The sequence below is a fragment of the Listeria tempestatis genome (assembly GCF_963575625.1).
In the GTDB taxonomy this organism is placed as follows: Bacteria; Bacillota; Bacilli; order Lactobacillales; family Listeriaceae; genus Listeria; species Listeria tempestatis.
In genome coordinates this window covers 406,125-427,777 of record NZ_CAUYTK010000001.1, presented here as the reverse complement: position 1 = coordinate 427,777, position 21,653 = coordinate 406,125, and the positions used below count along the sequence as shown (strand labels likewise).

The window sequence follows — 21,653 nt, the reverse complement described above, 5'->3', positions numbered from 1 at the left end:
GTCACGCCGCATATGCGGCCGGTTAAAAACCGTTAAGCAATGAAGTTTCAAGTTGGGTGGTACCACGTTAACACGTCCCTTCGCTATTTTTTAGCGGAGGGCTTTTTTATTGAATAAAAATGAGAAAGAAGGTTTTAAAATGAATATTATTGATGAACTAGAATGGCGCGGAGCAATTTATCAGCAGACAGATGAGGCTGGGTTGCGCGAATTAACCGCGAAGGAATCCATTTCATTATATTGCGGTATTGATCCAACAGGAGATTCTATGCACATCGGGCATTTAATTCCCTTTATGATTTTGCGACGCTTTCAAGATGCTGGGCACCGTCCCATTATTTTAGTTGGCGGAGCTACAGGTACAATTGGGGACCCTAGTGGTAAAAAAGAAGAGCGCAAGCTGCAATCGCTTGATCAAATCAACCAAAACGTTGCAAGTTTACGCACCCAACTTGGTCAAATTTTTGACTTCGAAGGCAGTAGTGCAGCGACGATGGTGAATAACTATGACTGGACAAAGGATTTATCTATACTTGATTTTCTAAGAGATTACGGGAAAAACTTTAATGTGAATACGATGCTCGCAAAGGATATCGTAGCAAGCCGTCTAGAGGTCGGTATTTCGTTTACAGAGTTCGCTTACCAAATTTTACAAGCAATGGATTACAATCATCTCTACGAACACAACAATTGCCGCTTGCAAATCGGTGGTTCCGATCAGTGGGGGAATATTACAGCAGGGCTTGATTTAATTCGCAAAAAACAAGGTGAAAACGCAAAAGCATTTGGCTTAACAATTCCACTTTTAACGAAAGCTGACGGAACAAAATTCGGAAAAACAGAAGGTGGCGCAATTTGGCTAGATGCGGAAAAAACAACACCGTATGAGTTTTATCAATTTTGGATTAATACAGACGACCGCGATGTCGTAAAATACTTGAAGTACTTTACATTTTTATCTGAAACAGAAATTAATGATTTAAGACGCCAAGTAGAAGAAGAGCCTCATTTACGTGCGGCGCAAAAAACGCTTGCGGCTCATATGACGAAGTTTATTCATAGTGAGGAGGCTCTTGCGCAGGCAATTAAAATTTCGGCAGCACTTTTTAGTGGTGATGTAGCGAGTTTGACAGCTGCGGAAATTGAACAGGGTTTTAAAGATGTGCCGACTTTTGAAGCGGATACTAGTGAGGCTAAGTTAGTTGATTGGCTTGTTGAGCTTGGTATAGAGCCTTCTAAACGCCAGTCGCGCGAAGATATTTCTAATGGCGCAATTTATATTAACGGAGAGCGAACACAAGATCTTGAAAAAGTCATTAACGCTTCTGACCGCATTGAAGGACAATTTACGATTGTTAGACGCGGGAAGAAAAAATATTTCTTAATCCGTTATGCGTAAAGAAAAAAGGAATTCCACTTTAATCAGTGAAATTCCTTTTTTTAATTTACCTTTGCTTGTGCTTCTTTTGGAATATCTGCTTTTTGAACTTCTTCATAGGAGGTGACGCCTTTAATTGGTTTTGTGTAGATTTTTAAATAAGCGCCTTTGCGCAAGTTTTTAATGGCTGAAAAATCGAGTTCTTTTTCTTTGCCTTCTTCATTAAAACCAGGAAGGGTGTAATTATAACGCGTTGAGTCCGCGTGCGCATTTTCTTTTTCTCCATCTGTTGTAATTTTTGTATAATAGGTGTCTGCCCCAATGTGATTATAATTCATGAAATAGTAGCCTCCACCAATGAGTAAGGCTAAGACAGCCGCCGTAATAATTGTACCCCATAATGCTTTCATAAAAATACCAACTTTCTTTTGTTATTATAAATGTAGTATAACAAGTGAAAGAAGGGGATTCCCTCGATGTAGATGACAATGAGGGGATCTTGGCTTACAGTTTTGCAAGTATGTAACTAGATTGTTGTCACAATAAAAAGCCCTTTGCAAAAAGCAAAGGGCTTTGACTGAAGTGTCATTAGACGATTAACGAGAGTAGAACTCAACGATAAAGGCTTCATTAATTTCAGCAGCAAGTTCAGAACGCTCAGGAAGGCGGTTTAAAGAACCTTCTAATTTGTCAGCATCAAAAGTTACGTACTCAGGTACGAAGCTAGATACTTCTAAGCTTTCAGCAATTGCAGAGTTTTTAGCAGATTTTTCACGGATACTAATCGCTTGACCTACTGAAACTTGGTAGGAAGGGATGTCAACACGTTTTCCGTCTACTAAAATGTGACCATGGTTTACAAGTTGACGAGCTGCACGACGAGTACGTGCAAGACCCATGCGGTAAACCAAATTGTCAAGGCGTTGTTCAAGTAAAATCATGAAGTTTTCACCATGTTTACCTTGAAGTTTGCCAGCTTTGTTGAACGTGTTTTTGAATTGACGTTCAGTTAGTCCGTACATATGACGCAATTTTTGCTTTTCAGCTTGTTGCAAACCATATTCAGACATTTTTTTACGTTGGTTAGGACCATGTTGTCCTGGAGCGTACGGACGACGCTCTAATTCTTTACCAGTGCCGGAAAGTGAAATCCCAAGACGACGGGAAATTTTCCAACTTGGACCAGTGTATCGAGCCATTAAAGACTCCTCCTTTTAATTTGTTTTTTGGCATAAAACAAACGAGTTCGTATGAATGCTAGGGCAGTCTACCTTCATATATCTTCACCTATGCAGCCGCAGGGTTACACAATATACCACAGAAATCTGGGGGCAAACAACTTACTAGTCCACACTAAACAAGCTGCATTTTACACGCCTTCTAGTATAGTATAAAAACACCTGTATTGTCAACTGATTTCAGCGATGATTAAGTCTCTGATTCTTTCAAGCCATTCTTGATCAATGGCATCGAAGCGAGAGGTAATAGGGCTGTCGATATCTAACACACCAATCATTTTACCGTTTTTGGATAGCGGTATAACAATTTCAGATCGACTGGCAGCGTCACAGGCAATATGTCCGGGGAAGGTATTTACATCTTCTACGATATATGTTTTCTGTTCTTTTAGCGCACTACCACAAACACCTCGGCCGTTTGGAATACGAATACAGGCCGGGAGACCTTGAAACGGACCGAGAACAAGTTGATCAGTCTTTTCTTCATATAAATAGAATCCAACCCAATTAATATTGTCTAAAGCTTGGTTTAAAAGGGCAGACACATTGCTTAAATTTGCAATCATGCTTGGCTCATCTTGAATTAAAGCGGCTACTTGTTTTGAAGCAAGCTCATAATTTTGCTCTTTGGAGCCTTGGAATTTTGGAATTTCAATCATACTTTCACCACATTTCTAGTAATTTTATGTAAAAAGTATAGCATATTTTAAAAAGCCGCTTCTAGCAGAATGACTTTTTTTCAAAAAAATGCAGTTAACGGAAGTAATATTTTCGAAATCATGGTAGAATAAAGGATGGATTAGGTCGTGCCTAGCACTTTCATTAGGGCTTTTAAGAAAGCCAAGGACAGCATTTGTGGAAATGGAGGATTTTGGATGTTTTTTTATATTTTAATCGGGATCATTCTTATTGCTATTGCCCTTTTCGGCACTGGCTATTTACTTAAAAAGAAACATTATACGAGAATCAATTCACTTGAGGAACAAAAACTGGCGCTTAGGGACCGTCCAGTCATTGATGAACTTTCAAAAGTGAAAAAATTAAAATTAACAGGACAAACAGAGGAGCTATTCGAGTCTTGGCGAAAATCTTGGGACGAAATCGAAACGAGACTTTTTCCTGACGTTGAAGAGGTTTTGATGGAAGCGGAGATGAATACGGATAAGTATCGTTTTGGCTCGGCGACACAAAATGAAAATGATTTAGAACAAATGCTTGTGATTATTGATCAACAGATGAATCAAATTTTAAATGGCTTAAAAGAGCTTCTTACAAGTGAAGAAAAAAATGCCAAGGAAAGTCGGGCGACAAATGAAAAATTAGCAGAAATGCGGCGCATGATTTTAACTCAAGGTTTTAAACTTGGTGGAACGCTTGAACGCTATGAGACGGCGCTTAATGAAGCTGGCGAAAAAATTAACCGTTATGATGACTACACGGACAAGGGTGACCATTTAGAGGCTCGCGAAATTATTATTTTAGCTAAAAAAGATTTACAGGTTTTAGAAGTAGAAATGGAGAAAACGCCGAAGCTTTTACATGAAACGGAGACCGTATTGAGTGATGAATTAGCTCAGCTTAAAGAGGGTTACGCGGAAATGTTAAATGCTGGCTATTTTCTTGAACAGCTAGAGTTTGATAAAGAACATGCGAGATTATCGGAGCAAGTAAAAAAAGCAGATGAACTTGTGTTAAAGGGTGAGCTCGGTGATGCGGAAACTTTAATTGCTGGTATACATACAGAAATCAATTTATTTTATGATGCGCTTGAAGGTGAAGTTCATGCGAAAAATTTTGTTACTGAAAACCGATCTGCTGTTTCTGAAAAACTTGAAGCCCAAATGGAACTTTCGGCAAAACTCGCAGAACAAATTGGGGAAGTAAAAGAAACATATCATGTTTCGGAAGAAGAGCTTGCAACATATCTTGCGACTTCTGCGAACCTAGCTGATCAAAAAGAAATTTTCAGTCAAACACTTACCAAGCTTAGTGAGCAAAAAATAGCCTATTCGGTCATTCAAGATGCACTAAAAGATATTGATGAAAAACTTTTAACTATTGCAATTGAGCAAGATAAGATTGGCGAGGATTTACGCTCACTTAGAAAAGATGAAATTGAAGCACGCGAGGATATGGAACGGATGAAACGCCAAACGATGCAACTAAAGCGTCAAATTGACCGGGCACGCTTACCTGGCGTTCCTGCTGAATATGATGAGCTTGAGGCAAATATGTATGTGGCGCTTGAAAAAATGGAAGAAAGTTTAAGTGATCGCCCGCTTAAAATGAAAACCGTCTCCAAAAACTGGCAAACTGCAAAAGAAGATTTGGAACATATTTCAACGAAGGTCGCTGAAATGATTGAAAATGCAGCGCTTGTAGAATCAGTTGTTCAATATGCAAATCGGTACCGCTTTGAAAATCAGGAGCTTGATGCGGAACTAACAAAAGCTGAACAGCATTTCTATGAAGATTTCCAATATAAAAAAGCACTTGAAATTGCTGTCACTGCACTTGAAAAAGTCGAGGTTGGTGCATTCAAGAAGATTGAAAAAGCATTTTCCGAGGAGTAGCCTTTAGTTTCTTCCTCCCTTATGAATTTGTGAATCAGACTGATGATAGAAGGTGAGATTCTGTAGTTTGCTGCAGTTGATTACTCTTTGTCGTCAGTCTGTACTTCTTTTTCTTGACAGTTGTGGTAAAATAGTGAAGGATAACTTTTAGGAGGCGCATGTCCCAAATGATTTATTTTGATAATAGTGCTACGACAAAGCCTTATGCAGCAGCACTTGAAACATATACGAAAGTAGCAAATCAGTATTTTGCCAACCCTTCTTCTTTGCATAAATTTGGACAAAAAGTGCGGGAGCTTCACGAGGAAGCAAGGAAACAAATTGCAACACTCATGTCTGTTCGCACTGAAGAAATTATTTTCACATCAGGCGGAACAGAAAGTAATAATTTAGCCATAAAAGGCATTGCCTATGCTTACAAAAATCGCGGGAAACATATTATTACAACACAAGTTGAACATCCTTCGGTTAAAGAAGTGATGCAAGAGCTTGAACAAAATGGCTTTCGTGTAACCTATTTACCTGTAACAGAAACAGGACAAATTCGCCTTGAGGATTTAAAGAAGGCGCTATGTAAAGAAACCATTTTAGTATCAATTATGCATGTCAATAATGAAGTCGGTGCGGTGCAACCGATTCAAGAAGTGGGCAATCTTTTAGCAAACACAGAATTGCCATTTTTCCATGTGGATAATGTACAAGGGTTTACGAAAAAGGAACTAGACCTTGTTGGAATTGATGCGATGTCAATTTCTGGACACAAGCTACATGGTTTGCGCGGTACAGGCATTTTGTATAAGAAAAACAAGCTAAACCTTCACCCAGAAATGCTTGGTGGTGGTCAAGAATTTGGTTTAAGAAGTGGTACTGAAAATACGGCGGGCATCGTCGCACTTGCGAAAGCAATTCGCCTATCGCTTGCCGACTTCAAGACGAAAGTTGCTGATTTGATTCATTTACGTGATTTTCTAGTAGAAGAAATTGGAAAACTAGATGGTGTGACGATTCACACAGACACAGCTAGCTCCGCCCCGCACATCATTTGTTTCTCTGTCAAAAAGCAGCGTGGTGAAGTGCTCGTTCATGCTTTGGAGGAAAAAGAAGTTTTTGTTTCAACGACAAGTGCCTGCTCCTCGCGCGCTAAGCTTGAAAGCAGTACACTACACGCGATGAAAGTCCCTGAAGAGCAGGCGACTGGAGCAATTCGTTTAAGTTTGTCTTATGAGAATACGACATATGAGGCGGAACAATTTATTGGATTTTTAAAGAACATTTTACAAAAAATTAATGAAGTGGTGAAATAATGAAATTCGAACGTATTTTAATTCGTTACGGCGAATTATCGACAAAAGGAAAAAACCGCAAACAATTTGTGGCGAGACTAGCGACGAATGTGAAACGCGCTTTAAAGGATATGCCAGAAATTAAAGTACACGGTGAACGCGACCGAATGCAGCTATATTTGAACGGTGCTGATCACGAAGTAGTAGCTTTGCGTCTCAAACCCATTTTTGGGATTCAATCGTTTAGTCCTGTTGTGAAAGTGGAGCTTGATGTGGATAAAATTAATGAAGCATCTTACTTGCTTGTTAAGGAACATCATCAACCTGGAGGGACGTTTAAAGTAGCGGCTAGACGGAGTTTTCGCGATTTCCCACTTGATTCAAATGAGCTTAATCAAGAAGTCGGCGCTTTTGTTCTTCGGAAACTAGACGATTTATCGGTTAATGTTAAAAAGCCAGACTTAAAACTAAATGTTGAAGTCCGTTCAGACGGCGTGTTTTTATCCTGCGAAACGATTTTAGGGGCTGGTGGTTTGCCTGTTAGTTCTTCGGGACGCGCGATGCTCATGTTATCTGGCGGAATTGATAGTCCAGTTGCTGGCTATCTTGCAATGAAACGTGGTGTCGAGGTAGAGGCGGTTCATTTTCATAGTCCGCCGTACACGAGTGAGCAGGCAAAACAAAAAGCAATTGATTTGGCGCGTAAAATTGCCAAATATAGTGGGCAAATTCAAATGCATGTTGTGCCGTTTACTGAAATCCAAGAAACTATAAAAAAACAAGTACCGGAAAGCTATGTTATGACTGTGACACGGCGTTTAATGCTCCGAATTACAGATGCGCTCAGGAAAAAACGAAATGGGCTGGCAATTGTAAATGGTGAGAGTTTAGGCCAAGTAGCAAGTCAAACGTTAGAAAGCATGTTAGCGATTGGTGCAGTGACAACAACGCCGATTATTCGACCAGTTGTTTCTATGGATAAAAATGAAATCATCAAAATTGCGCAAGATATTGACACATTTGAACTTTCCATTCAACCGTTTGAAGACTGCTGTACAATTTTTACGCCTGCAGCACCGAAAACAAAGCCTAAATTAGAGAAAGTCATGCATTACGAAAGTTTTATTGACTTTGATTTGCTTATCGATAAAGCTTTAGCTGGAATAGAAACATTCTCTGTTGAAGTGGCCGAAGAAGTGAAAATTAAAGATGAGTTTGCAGACTTATTTTAACTAGAAAGAGAGGCTGCTAGATGGAAAAATTAAAGAAATGGTTAATTGAAACATTCCCGTGGTATACGGAAAAAATTCATAGCATTTTAATGTATCTTGTTATGGGAGGATTTGCAACAGTTATCAATGTTGTTGCCTTTTGGTTCTTTGCTTCATTCTTAGGGTGGGACTACCGCCTTGCCAATACGATAGCATGGATTTTATCCGTATTGTTTGCTTATTTTTCAAATAAAAAGTATGTATTTGAAAGCTATACGCCCGGTTTAAGGGAGAAATTAGCGGAATTTACATCATTTGTAGGATTTCGTTTTATTACCTTTTTAGTCGATATGGCCCTTATGGTTGTATTCATTGATGTTTTCTTCATGAATGAAACATGGGCGAAAATTTTAGTGAATATCGTGGTTCTTGTTCTTAATTACGTATTTAGCAAGTGGATAATTTTTAAAATAAGAAAGCCGAATTAATGAAAATCTTAAATTGAAGTGAGTGCACTTTGATTTAAGGTTTTTTATTTTTATAAAAAACCATTTGACATTATAAATATACAATATTATAATGAGTATTAATATTTTGAAAATCTACTATGGAGGTGATTATAATGAAAGTTTCAATTGTAGGGGCAACAGGTTATAGTGGTTTAGAGTTAATTCGTATTTTGCATAATCATCCAATATTTAAAATTACCTCCATACATAATTATTCAAATGTAGGTATGGAAATTACAACACTTTTTCCTCATTTGAAATCAATTTACAGCGGAACTTTAGAAGAGGTCAACCCAGAACGCATTATGGCACAAGCTGATTGCGTTCTTTTTGCTACCCCATCTGGTGTTTCGAAAACGGCCGCAATTCCGTTTATACAAGCTGGTTTTCCAGTAATTGATTTATCTGGCGACTTTCGCTTAGCGGCAGAGAGTTATGAAAAGTGGTATCACAAAGCGCCGGCGGATGCCGTTTATTTAGAAAAAATGGAGTATGGCCTAGCGGAGCATCGGAAAAATTTGGCTGCCAAATGGGTGGCCAATCCAGGTTGCTATGCAACATCAGTTTTATTACCGCTCTTGCCGCTTGTTTCTGAGTTTAAGATTTCTAGTCCGATTGTGATTGATGCAAAATCAGGTGTTTCAGGAGCCGGGAAAACAGCAAATGAGGCGAGTCATTTTGTACACGTCCATGATAATCTAAGCGTGTATAAATTAAACGAACATCAGCATATTCCAGAAATTATGCGCGTGCTCCAAGAGCGAAATCAGCGAAGTGCTAAAATCCAATTTACAACCTCACTTTTGCCAACAACACGAGGCATTTTATCAACGCTTTATCTCACGATGGACGAAGATGAGTCAAACGAGTGTGAAGGCGTCTTACAAAGAACGTACGCACAGAAAAAATTTGTTCGAATTCGACCACTTGGCGATTTACCAAGCATTAAACATGTTATCGGCTCCAATTTTTGTGATATTGGTCTTTCATATAATAGCGAAACGGGCATTCTAACGATTGTTTCTGTGCTGGATAATTTGGTCAAAGGAGCTTCGGGACAGGCTGTTCAAAATTTAAATTTAATGTTCGGTTTGGAGGAAAGTACAGGACTTCTTCATTCGCCGATTTTTCCTTAGGAAGGGGAGCTTTAAAATGGAAGTAATCAAGGGGACAATTGCATCGCCAAAAGGTTTTTATGCGGACGGGAAACATGCTGGATTAAAACGAAAGAGGAAAGATATTGGGTGGATTTTTTCAGAAGTTCCAGCGAGTGCTGCTGTCGTCTATACGACTAACCAAATTCAGGCGGCGCCAATTCAAGTGACAAAACAAGCGATGAAACAAAGTGATACGCTCCAGGCGGTTGTGGTAAACAGTGGAAATGCCAATGCCTGTACGGGGAGGCAGGGACTTAACGATGCATTTTATATGCAGGAGTTTGCGGCGAAGCAATTGGGGGTCGCAAATGAGGCTGTCGCTGTTTGTTCAACGGGCGTGATTGGGGAGTATTTAGAGCTTGATAAAATTACGAACGGGATTAAAATGTTGCGGTTAAAACATGGTCAGGCAAGTGATTTTGAGGAAGCTATTTTAACTACAGATACAAAAGAAAAACAAATTGTGGTGCAGGAAATGATTGGTGGACAGCTTGTAACGATGAGTGGTGTTGCAAAGGGATCGGGAATGATTCACCCAAATATGGCGACAATGCTTGCGTTTGTAACGACTGACGCTAACATTTCAAGTGAAGTTTTGCAAATGCTTGTCAAAAACTTAGTGAACGAGACGTTTAATCAAATTACGGTTGATGGGGATACGTCAACAAATGACATGGTTATTGTGCTGGCGAATGGGCTAGCTAAGCATGAAGCGCTGACGGAAGAAAATCCTGAATTTAAGAAATTTTCAAATATGTTATACATGGTGTTTGAACATCTGGCAAAGGCAATTGCGCGTGATGGTGAAGGGGCAACAAAACTTATTGAGGTGGCGGTGAACGGGGCGACGAGCGAACTTGACGCGAGGATGATTGCGAAAAAAATTGTATCTTCGAGCTTGGTCAAGACGGCTTTGTTTGGCGGCGATGCGAATTGGGGGCGAATCATTTGTGCGATTGGATATTCTGGCGGCAGGTTTTCGCCTGACTGCATTTCAATTCGCGTGGGGCCACATTTGATTTTAAACAAAAGTGAGACTTGTCATTATTCGGAGGGGGATTTGCAGAGCTATTTGCGTGAAGCGGATTTGATCCGAATTGAAGTGGATTTGCATACGGGTCTTGAAAATGGTCTTGCATGGGGCTGTGACTTGAGTTATGAGTATGTCAAAATTAACGCCTGTTACCGGACGTAAAGGAGCTTTGCGATGGAAGAAATTATTGCTTTGAAGCTTGGAGGAGTAGCAAGTCAGGATTTAGATGCGCATTTTTTTGAACAAATACAAAAATGGCGTCATATGAATAAGAAAATTGTAATGATACACGGCGGCGGGCAATCGATTAGCGATATGATGGAGCGCTTGGGGATTTCAGTTATGAAGAAAAATGGCCGTCGAGTAACGACAAAGGAAGTGCTTGAGATTACGAAAATGGTTTTGATTGGGCAAGTACAACCGCAAATTTCCGCTAAATTTCAAAGTGAAAATATTCCGCTACTTGGATTAAACGCAGGCGATATGAACCTGCTTGAAGCTGTACCGATAGACGAAGCGGAACTCGGTTTTGTGGGGGAAATAAAACAGGTGAATGTAGCATTGCTTAGGGAACTACTAGCAATTAATTCAGTGCTCCTACTTGCGCCACTTGCCATTGATTTAAACCAACAGTGGTGGAATGTGAATGCTGATTCGGCTGCTTGCGCTGTAGCTTCAGCACTAGAAGCAAAAACATTTTACATGCTAACCGACGTTCCTGGCGTTCAAGAAAACGATGCAGTTTTACAGAGCATCACGACAAATAAAATCGATTTTTTGATTAAAAATGGAGTGGTAAGTGGCGGAATGATTCCTAAGCTTGAAAGTGCTGTTTTAGCCGCTCAAAATGGTGTTGAAAATGTTTTTATCACCAATCAAATTGGGACGTCAGGGACACAAATAAAACAGGAGGTGACAATATCTTGACGCATTTATTTCCAACCTATCAACGTCTAACTATTGAGCTAGTATCAGGAAGTGGCACAGTGGTATTTGATGAGCAAGGAAAACGATATTTAGATTTTACGAGTGGTATTGGTGTCTGTAATTTAGGCCACGTAAACCCGCAAGTGCATCAGGCGGTGAACGAGCAATTGGAGCAAATTTGGCATACTTCTAATTTATTTTTAAATCAAAGGCAAGAACGTGTTTCGGCACTACTTGCAAAGGGGAATTTAACTTATTCTTTTTTCTGTAATAGTGGGGCAGAGGCAAATGAAGCAGCCATTAAACTTGCAAGAAAGCATACAGGACGCGCAAATATTATTACATTTTTACAATCTTTTCACGGACGAACATTTGGTGCAATGGCGGCAACGGGACAAGAGAAGGTGAAGACTGGCTACGGAAAGATGTTAGAAGGATTTATTTATGCCCCTTACAACGATTTTTCTACCTTTCAAAATTTGTTAGACGATAATGTAGCTGCTGTGATGCTTGAGATTATTCAAGGTGAAGGTGGAATTCACCCTGCAAATCATGATTTTTTACAAAAGGTTGCCAATTTATGCCATCAAAATGGGACGCTTTTAATCATTGATGAGGTACAGACAGGAATGGGGCGTACTGGAACGATGTATGCGTTTGAACAAAAAAAGATTAAACCAGATATTATAACACTTGCTAAAGGATTGGGGAATGGCTTACCAATTGGTGCGATAGTGGGCGATAAAGATTTGTTTGCCACTTTTTCAAACGGAACACATGGCTCAACTTTCGGAGGAAATCAAGTTGTGTTAGCGGCTGCTGAAATGGTTTTGACGCAACTTTCAAGCGCGCTTTTTCTAGCAGAGGTCAGAGAAAAAGCAGCTTATTTTAGAAGAAAATTAGATACACTTTTAGAGTATGAGGTTGTAAAAGAAGTGCGCGGCGAAGGTTTCTTGCTTGGCATCGAACTTCAAACGCAGGTGGAAGAAGTGCTTCAAAATGCGAGGGGAGACGGGGTGCTCTTTTTAAGCGCAGGAGAAAAAGTTTTGCGAATCATGCCGCCACTCACCGTTTCGTACCAAGAACTTGATTATGCGTTTTCTGTTCTCCAAAAAATTTTGAAAGAAGGGTGAAAATATGCCAGTTAAAACTGAAAAAGCAGTAGGGAAAGATTTATTGACACTTTTGGAATGGGAAAAAGAGGAGATTTTGGATTTACTTGCGCTCGCACTTGATATGAAAACAAACCCTGCCGATTATACCCATGCGCTAAGTGGGAAAATTCTCGGTATGATTTTTGATAAACCTTCTACAAGAACACGTGTCTCTTTCGAAGCAGGTATTTTGCAACTCGGAGGTCAGGCTGTTGTTATGAATGCAAAAGAGCTTCAAATTGGAAGAGGTGAGCCAATTATTGATACGGCTAACGTGCTAGACGAGTATTTAGATGCCATCATGATACGAACATTTAGCCATTCTAAAGTTGAGGAACTTGCCACACATGCTAAAATCCCGGTTATCAATGGGCTGACTGATTTGCATCATCCGTGCCAAGCGCTAGCGGATTTACTTACCATTCTTGAGTTAAAAGATCAGTTTGAAGGAGTGAAATTAGCTTATGTTGGCGATGGGAATAATGTTTGCCATTCGCTACTAATCGCTTGCTCAAAGGTTGGGCTTGATTTTACGCTCGCCACTCCTGAAAATTTTCTTGTAAATAACGAAATTTTAACACTAGCTAAAGAGCTCGCTACAACTAGTGGTGCGAACATTCAACAAACTACAGACCCTGTTGTGGCAGTGAGTAACGCCGATTTCATTTATACAGATGTATGGACGAGCATGGGACAGGAAGAAGAAAATCAATTACGTCTACAAACTTTTGGACAAAATTATCAAGTAAATGAAACGCTCGCAAGCTACGCAAAACCAGACTATCACTTTCTGCATTGTTTACCAGCTCACCGCGGCGAAGAAGTGAGTAGTGCGGTCATTGATAACCCCGAACATTCACTCGTTTATCAGCAAGCGGGAAATCGACTACATGCACAAAAAGCATTGCTTGCATCAATTTTAAAAGCACCTACCAAATGGTAAGTGCTTTTTGTTTGCTATAAGAAATTTCGTTTTACTTTGTCCCAGAAAGAATTGTCTGGTAGTTTGATGATATTGATGAAACGATCGCCGACTTCTAAGTTAATTTCGTGAACATGTTGAATACTTAGCGCTTCACTATCCATTCCAATTAGAGGGAATTCATTGTTTCCTTCAGAACCGAGGACAATTTTAAGTTTTCGTTTTGGGCTTAAAATAAACGATGAGCCAAGTGTTCTAAAACGATTGTTGTTAAGTGATGCTAGTTCACTAACTTGCATAGATGGCAGAAGAGGGTCAACAATTGAGCCGTTTACAGATTTATTGTAAGCTGTACTTCCAGTTGGAGTTGAAATAACCATCCCATCGCCGCGGAACGTTTCAAAATGGCTATCGTTAATGTACAAATCCATCGTAAGTGTTCGAATGATGGACGAGCGAATGTTAAACTCGTTTAGAACATAAAAAGCTTTCGTATTATTTACGGTCCCGTAAATGGTTGGGTATCGTCTAACAAGCCAACGCTCTTCAGAAGCAGCTTTAATAATTTCATCTAATTGATGGATGTGGAAATCACAGTATTGACCAAGCTGTTCAGTTAAAGCAATCCCAGCATATAGGCAATCTTGACGGTAATTTGTTTCACGGACGGATTTTAAAAATGCACCATCACCACCGATACTAATAATAACGGTTGCTTTTTGATAGTCTTCAGTTAGCTCAAAACCATAATCTGTTGTAATTTTCTTTAAATCCTTTGCAATTTTATGCAGTTCTTCGGTTTTCCGGTAAGAAAAATGGAAAATTTGTTTTGACATGTTTGTCCCTCCAGTGGCAATTTCAAAAATTTTAGTTGAAAATCTTCTTTATTATCATAACATGCTTTTTAAAAGATTGCTTTTTAAAACTGATAATTTTTAGTTGTCGAGATGTTTTTCTCTTGATACACTTACACTATCTGTAATGAAAAAGGAGAGGGAAAAATGAATGCTAAACGATGGATTGCGCTTTTACTTGTCTTTGTTCTCATCATCATTTCTGGTGTTACAAAACTTACATCTACTTTTCTAACAAGCGATAAGGAAGAACAAAACACGAAAAGTGTTGTAAGTTCACTACTATCTAGCAATGAATTAACAGAAAAGGAAGTAAAGGTGGGGAGTGAAAATAAAGTTGCCATTTTGTCTGTTGATGGTACCATTCAAAATACGGGGGAAGATACCTCACTATTTAGTTCATCAGGCTATAACCATGTCACATTTATGGAAGAACTTGAAGCAGTTCGAAAAGATTCCAATGTAAAGGCGGTATTATTATATGTGAACTCACCTGGCGGGGGAGTGATGGAGTCTGCACAAATCCGTGATAAAATATTACAAATTAAGTCCGAGCGGAAAATCCCATTTTATGTTTCTATGGGAAGTATGGCCGCATCAGGTGGCTACTATATCTCAACCCCAGCCGATAAAATTTTTGCTAGTAAAGAAACACTAACTGGGTCGCTTGGAGTGATTATGCGCGGCTACGATTATAGTGAATTAATGAAAAAAGTTGGAATCTCTGATAATACGATTAAAAGTGGAGAATATAAAGATATTATGAGTGGATCAAGACCGATGACAGCGGAAGAAAAACAAATCATGCAACGAATGATTGATGATTCTTATAATGAATTTGTTCAAGTTGTTGAAGAAGGACGCAATATGACAGAAGCGGAAGTCAAAAAAATAGCAGATGGCAGAATTTACGATGGACGCCAAGCAAAAGAAATTGGCTTAATTGACGAATTTGGCTATCAAGAAACAGCACTAGCTGCTTTGCAAAAAGATTATAATTTACAAGATGCAACAGTTTTTAAATACGACGCAGCAGCAGGGTTTGGGAGCTTGTTCTCGAGCGCGGCAACGTCACTAAGCGGAAAAAACGCCGATCTAATCACCATCATGAAGCAAACTGGAACGCTTGAAGCACCGCGAATGATGTACCTTTACGGGGAATAGGAGGAGATTATTTTGGAAGAAAAAGAACGACAAATTTTTCATTACGAAGCACCAAGTTCACCTTTTCAGAACATACCAAAACCCTATTTTGCCGGATTTTGGATTCGCTTTTTCGCTTATATTATGGATTTAATTGTAATTGCGGCTTTAAACGGGATTATTATCAATCCGATTTTGCGCATCTTACAATTTGACTTCTCAGGTGGTCTTTTTAGCTTAGTCGGTTTCGTCAAAACCATTCTCTTCTTGCTTTATTTTATTTTAATGACGAAGTTTTTTGCGCAAACACTTGGGAAAATGGTTTTTGGTTTAAAAGTTATTCGAGAAGACGGCGAAAAATTAACATGGCTAAATGTTCTATTTCGTGAAGGAGCCTTACGATTTGTTCAAAAAAATATTTTACCACTCTATTTGGTTGTAGCTTTTACACCCCATAAACAAGGGATCGCCGATTTAATGGAACAAACAGCCGTCGTCCACGAAAACTTAATGGCTCTTTCTGAAAGCAGATTAATAGCTTGAAGCGTAAATTTTCCCTACAATAGAGAGGTGGAAAGTTTAAGGAGGAGATTTTTATGGCAAATGTAACATTTAAAGGGAATCCAGTCACACTTTTAGGAAATGAACAAAAAGTTGGTGAAACTGCACCTAATTTCACAGTTTTAAATCGCGATTTAGAGCCCGTTACACTTCATGATTTTGATGGTAAAGTGCGCATCATTAGCGTCATACCATCGATTGATACAAGTGTATGCTCACAGCAAACTCGCCGTTTTAATGAAGAGGCAAGTAGTTTAGAAAATACGGTTGTGTTAACAATTTCAGTCGATTTGCCGTTTGCTCAAAAGAAATGGTGTGCTTCTGAGGGTCTTAATAACGTGATTACACTTTCTGATCATCGCGATTTGTCATTTGGCGAAGCGTATGGTGTTGTGATGAAGGAATTGCGTTTGCTTGCTCGTTCCGTGTTTGTCGTAGATACTTCTGGCCAAATTGTCTATTCAGAATATGTATCAGAAGGAACAAATCATCCAAATTATGAAAAAGCTATCGAAAGCGCAAAACATGCCCAGTAAAAAAACAGCTCTCTGTCAAAGGATGGAGAGCTGTTTTCCTGTATTAATTTTGCCTAGAAACTGTATTAAAAATCGGACAAAAAAGCATTTTCTTTTAAAAGAAAATGCTTTTAAGTTAGCAGGAAATACTGTATAATGTTTTGTGGTGTTAGTAATGAAAAAAATTCGAGGTGTTATTTTTGGAAAATACAGCAACTCCGGAAATATTCCAAGTGCTTGATGAAACAGCAATTATTTTGCAAAATGCACTTGAAATGAGCTATCTGGAAGCAGTTTATGAAACTAGCGAGAATTTATTTCAACATGAAGTTTTGCAAAAAGAAGAATTGTCCGATTTGCAAGTGGAAAAATTGATGGCGAAATATGAAACAATTCAATTAGAAGCATTTGCAGCGGAAGATATTCGCAAAAGCTTTCAACTTGCGCTTTTAAAAGGCATGAAGCACGGTATTCAAATGAATCACCAAATGACGCCTGATTCGATTGGTTTTATTTTAACCTACTTAGTAGAGAAGGCTATGAAATCGAAAGAACAAATCACAGTACTTGATCCAGCTGTTGGAACGGGAAACTTATTAACAACAATGATAAATCAACTTACACTAAAAGAAAAAGTCTCAGTTGCAGCTACTGGAGTTGAAGTGGATGATTTGCTTATTTCTCTTGCCCTTGTAAGTGCAGATTTACAAGGAGTACCCGTTAATCTGATTCATCAGGATGGTCTCAGCAATTTACTTGTGGATCCAGTAGATGTAGTTATTAGTGACTTGCCTATTGGGTATTATCCAAATGATGCACGTGCAGAGGATTTTGAGCTGCGCCGAACAGATGGACATTCGTTTGCTCACTATTTATTTATCGAGCAAGGAATGCGTTATACTAAACCAGGGGGCTATTTATTTTTCCTTGTACCTGATGCAATGTTTCAAACAACCGATTTTGCAAAACTAGATCGTTTTGTCAAAAAATATGGTTACATGCAAGGTATCATTAAGTTGCCTGATTCACTATTTAAGTCAGAAGAAGCACGAAAAAGTATTTTGATGTTACAAAAAGACGGAGAAAATGTCCGTAAGCCAAATGAAGTTTTGCTGGCCAATCTATCTTCACTTTCTGATCCGCGTATTACTGCGCCGATTTTGGCACAGATTGAAGATTGGTTCCGTGAAAATAAACGAGAAGGGAATTGAACAAAACAAAATGGAAAAAACAATTGCGATTAACGCTGGAAGCTCATCACTCAAATTTCAACTTTATGACATGCCTTCTGAGGAAGTCATTACGAAAGGTATTGTAGAACGTATTGGATTAAAGGATTCCATCTTTACGATTACGGTAGACGGGGAGAAAATCACCGAAACAACCGATATTCCAGATCATGAAGTAGCCGTTCAAATGCTACTTGAAAAACTAATTTCTAACAACGTTATCTCGTCTTATGATGAAATTACAGGTGTTGGCCATCGTGTTGTACACGGCGGAGAAAAATTCCCAGAGTCCGTTTTTATCGATGAACAAGTTATTCAAGATATTGAAGAGCTTTCTGAACTTGCACCGCTTCATAACCCTGCGAATGTAACAGGAATTAAAGCTTTTAAAAAAATACTACCAGATATTATTTCCGTTGCTGTTTTTGACACAGCATTTCACCAAACAATGCCAGAAGCAAGTTACCTATACAGCTTGCCGTACAGCTATTATGAAGATTACGGCATCCGTAAATACGGATTCCATGGTACAAGCCATAAATATGTATCTGAACGTGCGGCAGAACTTCTCGGTCGTCCAGTTGAAGAATTACGTTTATTAACGTGTCACCTTGGAAATGGCGCAAGTATTGCAGCTATTGAAGGTGGTAAATCAATGGATACTTCGATGGGCTTCACGCCACTTGCAGGGGTTTCCATGGGAACTCGTTCAGGAAACATTGACCCGGCACTTATTCCTTTCATCATGGAAAAAACGGGGAAAACGGCTGAACAAGTTTTAGATGTGCTAAATAAAGAATCAGGTATGCTTGGTGTATCTGGTATTTCAAGTGACCTTCGTGACCTTGAACAAGAAGCTTCAAAAGGAAATGAACGTGCTGACTTAGCATTAGAAGTTTTTGTTGATCGTATCCATAAGTATATTGGTTCTTATGCAGCACGTATGAACGGTGTTGATGCCATTATCTTTACAGCTGGGATTGGTGAAAACAGTTCTTTCATTCGCGAACGCGTTTTACGTGGCTTAGAATTTATGGGCGTTTACTGGGATCCAGCTCTTAACCAAGTTCACGGTGAGGAAGCTTTTCTAAACTATCCACATTCACCAGTTAAAGTCATTGTGATTCCAACAAACGAAGAATTAATGATTGCACGTGACGTGGAAAAAATTAAAGCTGAACGCGCATAATAATTGGCGCCTATCTATTAGATAGGCGCATCTTTAATTTCAATTTAAAAGCACATTTCTAAAGAGCAGAAATGTGCTTTTTTTTTTACTCCGCATATTCAGGTTCATCATTTCGAACAACGAGTACGTCACAAGGGGAATGACGAATAATATATTCAGAAACGCTGCCAATTAGTAAGCGCTCAACTGCGTTTAGACCAGTCGCACCACACATAATTAAATCAGCTTGAAATGCTTTTGCCGCTTCTTTTGTAATCGCCGTCTTCGGAGAGCCGTATTCAATGTAAGTTTCTACTTTTGTTACACCAGCTTTTAAAGCATCTTCTTTGTAACCACTCAAAAGCTCATCCGCATATTCTGTCGCTTTATCCGCCATGCTCGTGTCATAGTTTGCCACTGACGAGAAAGCACGTGTATCAATAACATGAACAAGCCCAAGAGAACCGTCATTTCGTTTCGCCACTTGAATTGCCTTTTGAAAAGCTTGCTCCGCTTCTTTCGATCCATCCACCGCTACTAGAATTCGTTTGTACTGTTGTAACATAAAAAACCCTCCCAAGATTAATTTTTTCTATACTTTATATTTTACCCCTTTTTTTAAAAAACAACCACAAAAACGGCGAAAAATTTTGAATAAGAAGAGGTGAGTTTATTCATCGTTTTATAAAAGAAAAGATTGTGATAAAAAGCGCATAAAACCAATGATTGACATCGTAAAAAAAATTGCTAAAAATGGAAGTCTTATTATTGCTCAATTCAGGAAAATTGTGTTAAAATTTAAATGTAAGCGGTTAACTATGGGTATATTTCACTACAAAAAGGAGAGATTTTAAATGATTATAGGTGTACCGAAAGAAATAAAAAACAATGAAAACCGAGTTGCAATGACTCCAGCTAGTGTACTTTCTTACGTCAACGCTGGGCATACTGTTTTAGTTGAAAAAAATGCTGGTCTAGGTTCGAATTTTCATGATATCGATTATGTAAATGCAGGGGCGAAAATCGTAGAGACAGCGAAAGAGGCATGGGCTGCTGAAATGGTTGTAAAAGTAAAAGAACCCATTGCTTCTGAATATCAATATTTCCGTGAAGGATTACTTCTTTTCACATATTTGCATTTAGCCAACGAGCCAGAACTAACAGAAGCTTTAGTTAAAAATAAAGTAAATAGTGTGGCATATGAAACCGTTGAGTTAGATGACCGCTCGTTGCCACTTTTAAGTCCAATGAGTGAAGTAGCAGGGCGAATGGCAACACAAATTGGTGCACAATTCCTTCAAAAAATTCATGGTGGCATGGGTGTTTTACTTAGTGGTGTGCCAGGTGTTGAACGAAGCAACGTTACGATTATTGGCGGCGGTATGGCTGGAACGAATGCTGCTAAAATTGCAATTGGTTTAGGCGCAAGCGTAACCATTTTAGATTTAAATTTACACCGGTTGCGCGAATTAGACGATATCTTTGGCAATGATGTCACAACATTAATGAGTAATGATTTCAACATTGAAGAATCCGTGAAAAATGCTGATCTCGTCATTGGCGCTGTTTTAATTCCAGGAGCAAGAGCGCCAAAACTTGTGAAGGAACATATGGTGAAACAAATGAAACCCGGTAGCGTTTTAGTCGATATTGCTATCGATCAAGGTGGCATCTTTGAAACGAGTGACCGCGTTACAACGCATGATAATCCAACTTATGAAAAACATGGCGTGGTTCATTATGCGGTGGCCAACATGCCTGGCGCTGTGCCACGTACATCGACAATGGCATTAACGAACGCAACGTTACAATTCGGTTTAAAACTAGCAAATCAAGGTCTTATCCAAGCCGTCACAAATGATTTCCATCTTTACAAAGGGGTCAATACCTTTTTAGGGAATGTTACGTATCAAGCGGTGGCCCGTGATTTAGGCTATGATTATAAGGAACTAAGTACATTATTAAATAATACAACTGCCAAATAATAAAAAGAAACCTTCTTAAAAGCCCATTAAAGGGCCAAAAAGAAGGTTTCTTTTTACTGCTCACGGTGATCTAGCATGACAAAGCTCCGCGTATCATAACGGTGCCTTGACCTTGAATATTCAATGGGTCTTCCGTCTTTTAAATAGACAACTTGTTCCACCTCTAAAACAGGATCATGCTCACCGCAATTTAAATACGTTTTATCATACTCAGAAGGCTTATCTGCATTGATTTTACGAAAAGCACCACTTAAAACGTAGCCAAGTGTTTCCTTTAAATACGCATAAATCGAATGTTTTAATATATCCTCAGATAATCCATGAACGAGGTCGACTGGCATAATCGTGTGTTCTAACACGTAAGGATTCCCGTCTAATAAACGCAAACGAATGATAGAGTAAACAGGCTGATTTTTTTTAATTAACAGCTGTTCCTGTGTTTTTTCATCTGGAAATAGAATCGTAAACTCGATAATTTGGCTTGAAATATGCGCTTCACCCATCATTTTCGTTAACCCTTCATAATCTCGCAAGCTCGCATCTTGCTTATTGGCCAGCGCATTTTTCATCACAAAAGTTCCTGCTCCTCGTTGCCTATAAACGAGTCCCTCCATTGCTAAAATATCAAAAGCCTTTTTAATCGTCATGCGGCTACATTCATATTCTTTACACAAACTAATTTGGTCAGGCAAAAGAGAATCAGGAGGATAGATTCCAGCATGTATTTTTTCGCGGATATTCGTTGCAATCATTTCATATTTCAACATGTACGTGCCTCTTTTCCTAAACATCTAGTCATTTCTCAGGGAAATT

22 protein-coding genes and 1 other annotated feature (1 of these 23 only partly in view) are annotated in these 21,653 nt (G+C 39.0%); of the genes, 16 read left to right on the top strand and 6 right to left on the bottom strand.

Going from position 1 to position 21,653, the window contains the following annotated elements; all coding sequences use genetic code 11:
• Positions 1–83, top strand: a binding site (T-box leader) (it extends 100 nt beyond the left edge of the window).
• 56 nt (positions 84–139) lie between these two features.
• Complete coding sequence (gene tyrS, locus R8923_RS02260; protein WP_485871213.1) at positions 140–1,399, top strand: tyrosine--tRNA ligase; 1,260 nt, start codon at positions 140–142, stop codon at positions 1,397–1,399.
• A 41-nt stretch (positions 1,400–1,440) separates the two neighbouring features.
• On the opposite strand, the gene R8923_RS02255 is transcribed toward tyrS, so the two are convergent.
• The 3 genes from R8923_RS02255 to R8923_RS02245 all read right to left on the bottom strand — a co-directional run bounded on the left by R8923_RS02255 (position 1,441) and on the right by R8923_RS02245 (position 3,275).
• Positions 1,441–1,788, bottom strand: a complete 348-nt coding sequence (locus R8923_RS02255) for a YxeA family protein (RefSeq protein WP_485871127.1) — start codon at positions 1,786–1,788, stop codon at positions 1,441–1,443.
• A gap of 186 nt (positions 1,789–1,974) precedes the next feature.
• Entirely contained in the window at positions 1,975–2,577 is a 603-nt protein-coding gene (gene rpsD / locus R8923_RS02250; protein WP_088808855.1) for a 30S ribosomal protein S4, read from the bottom strand.
• Between the two features lie 209 nt (positions 2,578–2,786).
• Complete coding sequence (locus tag R8923_RS02245; RefSeq protein ID WP_485871126.1) at positions 2,787–3,275, bottom strand: GAF domain-containing protein; 489 nt, start codon at positions 3,273–3,275, stop codon at positions 2,787–2,789.
• A gap of 216 nt (positions 3,276–3,491) precedes the next feature.
• On the opposite strand from R8923_RS02245, the gene R8923_RS02240 reads away from it, so the two are divergent.
• The 9 genes from R8923_RS02240 to argF all read left to right on the top strand — a co-directional run bounded on the left by R8923_RS02240 (position 3,492) and on the right by argF (position 13,406).
• On the top strand, positions 3,492–5,189 hold the full coding sequence (locus R8923_RS02240; RefSeq protein ID WP_485871125.1) for a septation ring formation regulator EzrA: 1,698 nt from the start codon (positions 3,492–3,494) through the stop codon (positions 5,187–5,189).
• A 167-nt stretch (positions 5,190–5,356) separates the two neighbouring features.
• Entirely contained in the window at positions 5,357–6,493 is a 1,137-nt protein-coding gene (locus R8923_RS02235; protein ID WP_485871124.1) for a cysteine desulfurase family protein, read from the top strand.
• A complete protein-coding gene (thiI, locus tag R8923_RS02230) occupies positions 6,493–7,704 on the top strand; it encodes a tRNA uracil 4-sulfurtransferase ThiI (RefSeq protein WP_485871123.1) in 1,212 nt (403 codons plus the stop codon). The genes R8923_RS02235 and thiI overlap by 1 nt, the downstream gene beginning before the upstream one ends.
• A gap of 20 nt (positions 7,705–7,724) precedes the next feature.
• Complete coding sequence (locus R8923_RS02225) at positions 7,725–8,171, top strand: GtrA family protein (RefSeq protein ID WP_485871122.1); 447 nt, start codon at positions 7,725–7,727, stop codon at positions 8,169–8,171.
• 134 nt (positions 8,172–8,305) lie between these two features.
• A complete protein-coding gene (argC, locus tag R8923_RS02220; RefSeq protein ID WP_485871121.1) occupies positions 8,306–9,328 on the top strand; it encodes an N-acetyl-gamma-glutamyl-phosphate reductase in 1,023 nt (340 codons plus the stop codon).
• Between the two features lie 16 nt (positions 9,329–9,344).
• Positions 9,345–10,544, top strand: coding sequence for a bifunctional glutamate N-acetyltransferase/amino-acid acetyltransferase ArgJ (argJ, locus tag R8923_RS02215; RefSeq protein ID WP_485871120.1), 1,200 nt, complete (start codon positions 9,345–9,347; stop codon positions 10,542–10,544).
• Between the two features lie 12 nt (positions 10,545–10,556).
• Complete coding sequence (gene argB / locus R8923_RS02210; RefSeq protein ID WP_485871119.1) at positions 10,557–11,309, top strand: acetylglutamate kinase; 753 nt, start codon at positions 10,557–10,559, stop codon at positions 11,307–11,309.
• Positions 11,306–12,442: an acetylornithine transaminase gene (gene argD / locus R8923_RS02205; protein ID WP_485871118.1), complete on the top strand. Its 1,137-nt coding sequence runs from the start codon at positions 11,306–11,308 to the stop codon at positions 12,440–12,442. The genes argB and argD overlap by 4 nt, the downstream gene beginning before the upstream one ends.
• A 4-nt stretch (positions 12,443–12,446) precedes the next feature.
• Entirely contained in the window at positions 12,447–13,406 is a 960-nt protein-coding gene (gene argF, locus R8923_RS02200; protein ID WP_485871117.1) for an ornithine carbamoyltransferase, read from the top strand.
• 14 nt (positions 13,407–13,420) lie between these two features.
• Here argF and R8923_RS02195 read toward each other — a convergent pair whose 3' ends face one another.
• Positions 13,421–14,221 (bottom strand): NAD kinase, encoded by an 801-nt coding sequence (locus R8923_RS02195; protein ID WP_485871116.1) that lies wholly within the window; start codon positions 14,219–14,221, stop codon positions 13,421–13,423.
• Positions 14,222–14,386: 165 nt separating this feature from the next.
• On the opposite strand from R8923_RS02195, the gene sppA reads away from it, so the two are divergent.
• The 5 genes from sppA (at position 14,387) to R8923_RS02170 (ending at position 18,876) form a co-directional block, all read left to right on the top strand.
• Positions 14,387–15,403, top strand: a complete 1,017-nt coding sequence (gene sppA, locus R8923_RS02190; protein ID WP_485871115.1) for a signal peptide peptidase SppA — start codon at positions 14,387–14,389, stop codon at positions 15,401–15,403.
• Positions 15,404–15,415: 12 nt separating this feature from the next.
• Positions 15,416–15,925 (top strand): RDD family protein, encoded by a 510-nt coding sequence (locus tag R8923_RS02185; protein WP_485871114.1) that lies wholly within the window; start codon positions 15,416–15,418, stop codon positions 15,923–15,925.
• A 53-nt stretch (positions 15,926–15,978) separates the two neighbouring features.
• Positions 15,979–16,479, top strand: a complete 501-nt coding sequence (gene tpx / locus R8923_RS02180; protein ID WP_485871113.1) for a thiol peroxidase — start codon at positions 15,979–15,981, stop codon at positions 16,477–16,479.
• 179 nt (positions 16,480–16,658) lie between these two features.
• Positions 16,659–17,669 (top strand): class I SAM-dependent methyltransferase, encoded by a 1,011-nt coding sequence (locus R8923_RS02175; protein ID WP_485871112.1) that lies wholly within the window; start codon positions 16,659–16,661, stop codon positions 17,667–17,669.
• 10 nt (positions 17,670–17,679) lie between these two features.
• Positions 17,680–18,876, top strand: coding sequence for an acetate kinase (locus R8923_RS02170; protein ID WP_485871212.1), 1,197 nt, complete (start codon positions 17,680–17,682; stop codon positions 18,874–18,876).
• Between the two features lie 85 nt (positions 18,877–18,961).
• Here R8923_RS02170 and R8923_RS02165 read toward each other — a convergent pair whose 3' ends face one another.
• Positions 18,962–19,420, bottom strand: coding sequence for a universal stress protein (locus tag R8923_RS02165; protein WP_485871111.1), 459 nt, complete (start codon positions 19,418–19,420; stop codon positions 18,962–18,964).
• Positions 19,421–19,709: 289 nt separating this feature from the next.
• Here R8923_RS02165 and ald point away from each other — a divergent pair, with 289 nt between their 5' ends.
• A complete protein-coding gene (gene ald / locus R8923_RS02160) occupies positions 19,710–20,840 on the top strand; it encodes an alanine dehydrogenase (protein WP_485871110.1) in 1,131 nt (376 codons plus the stop codon).
• Positions 20,841–20,893: 53 nt separating this feature from the next.
• Here the strand turns inward: ald and R8923_RS02155 are convergent, their stop codons facing one another.
• Entirely contained in the window at positions 20,894–21,607 is a 714-nt protein-coding gene (locus R8923_RS02155; RefSeq protein ID WP_485871109.1) for a GntR family transcriptional regulator, read from the bottom strand.
• Between the last annotated feature and the right edge of the window lie 46 nt (positions 21,608–21,653).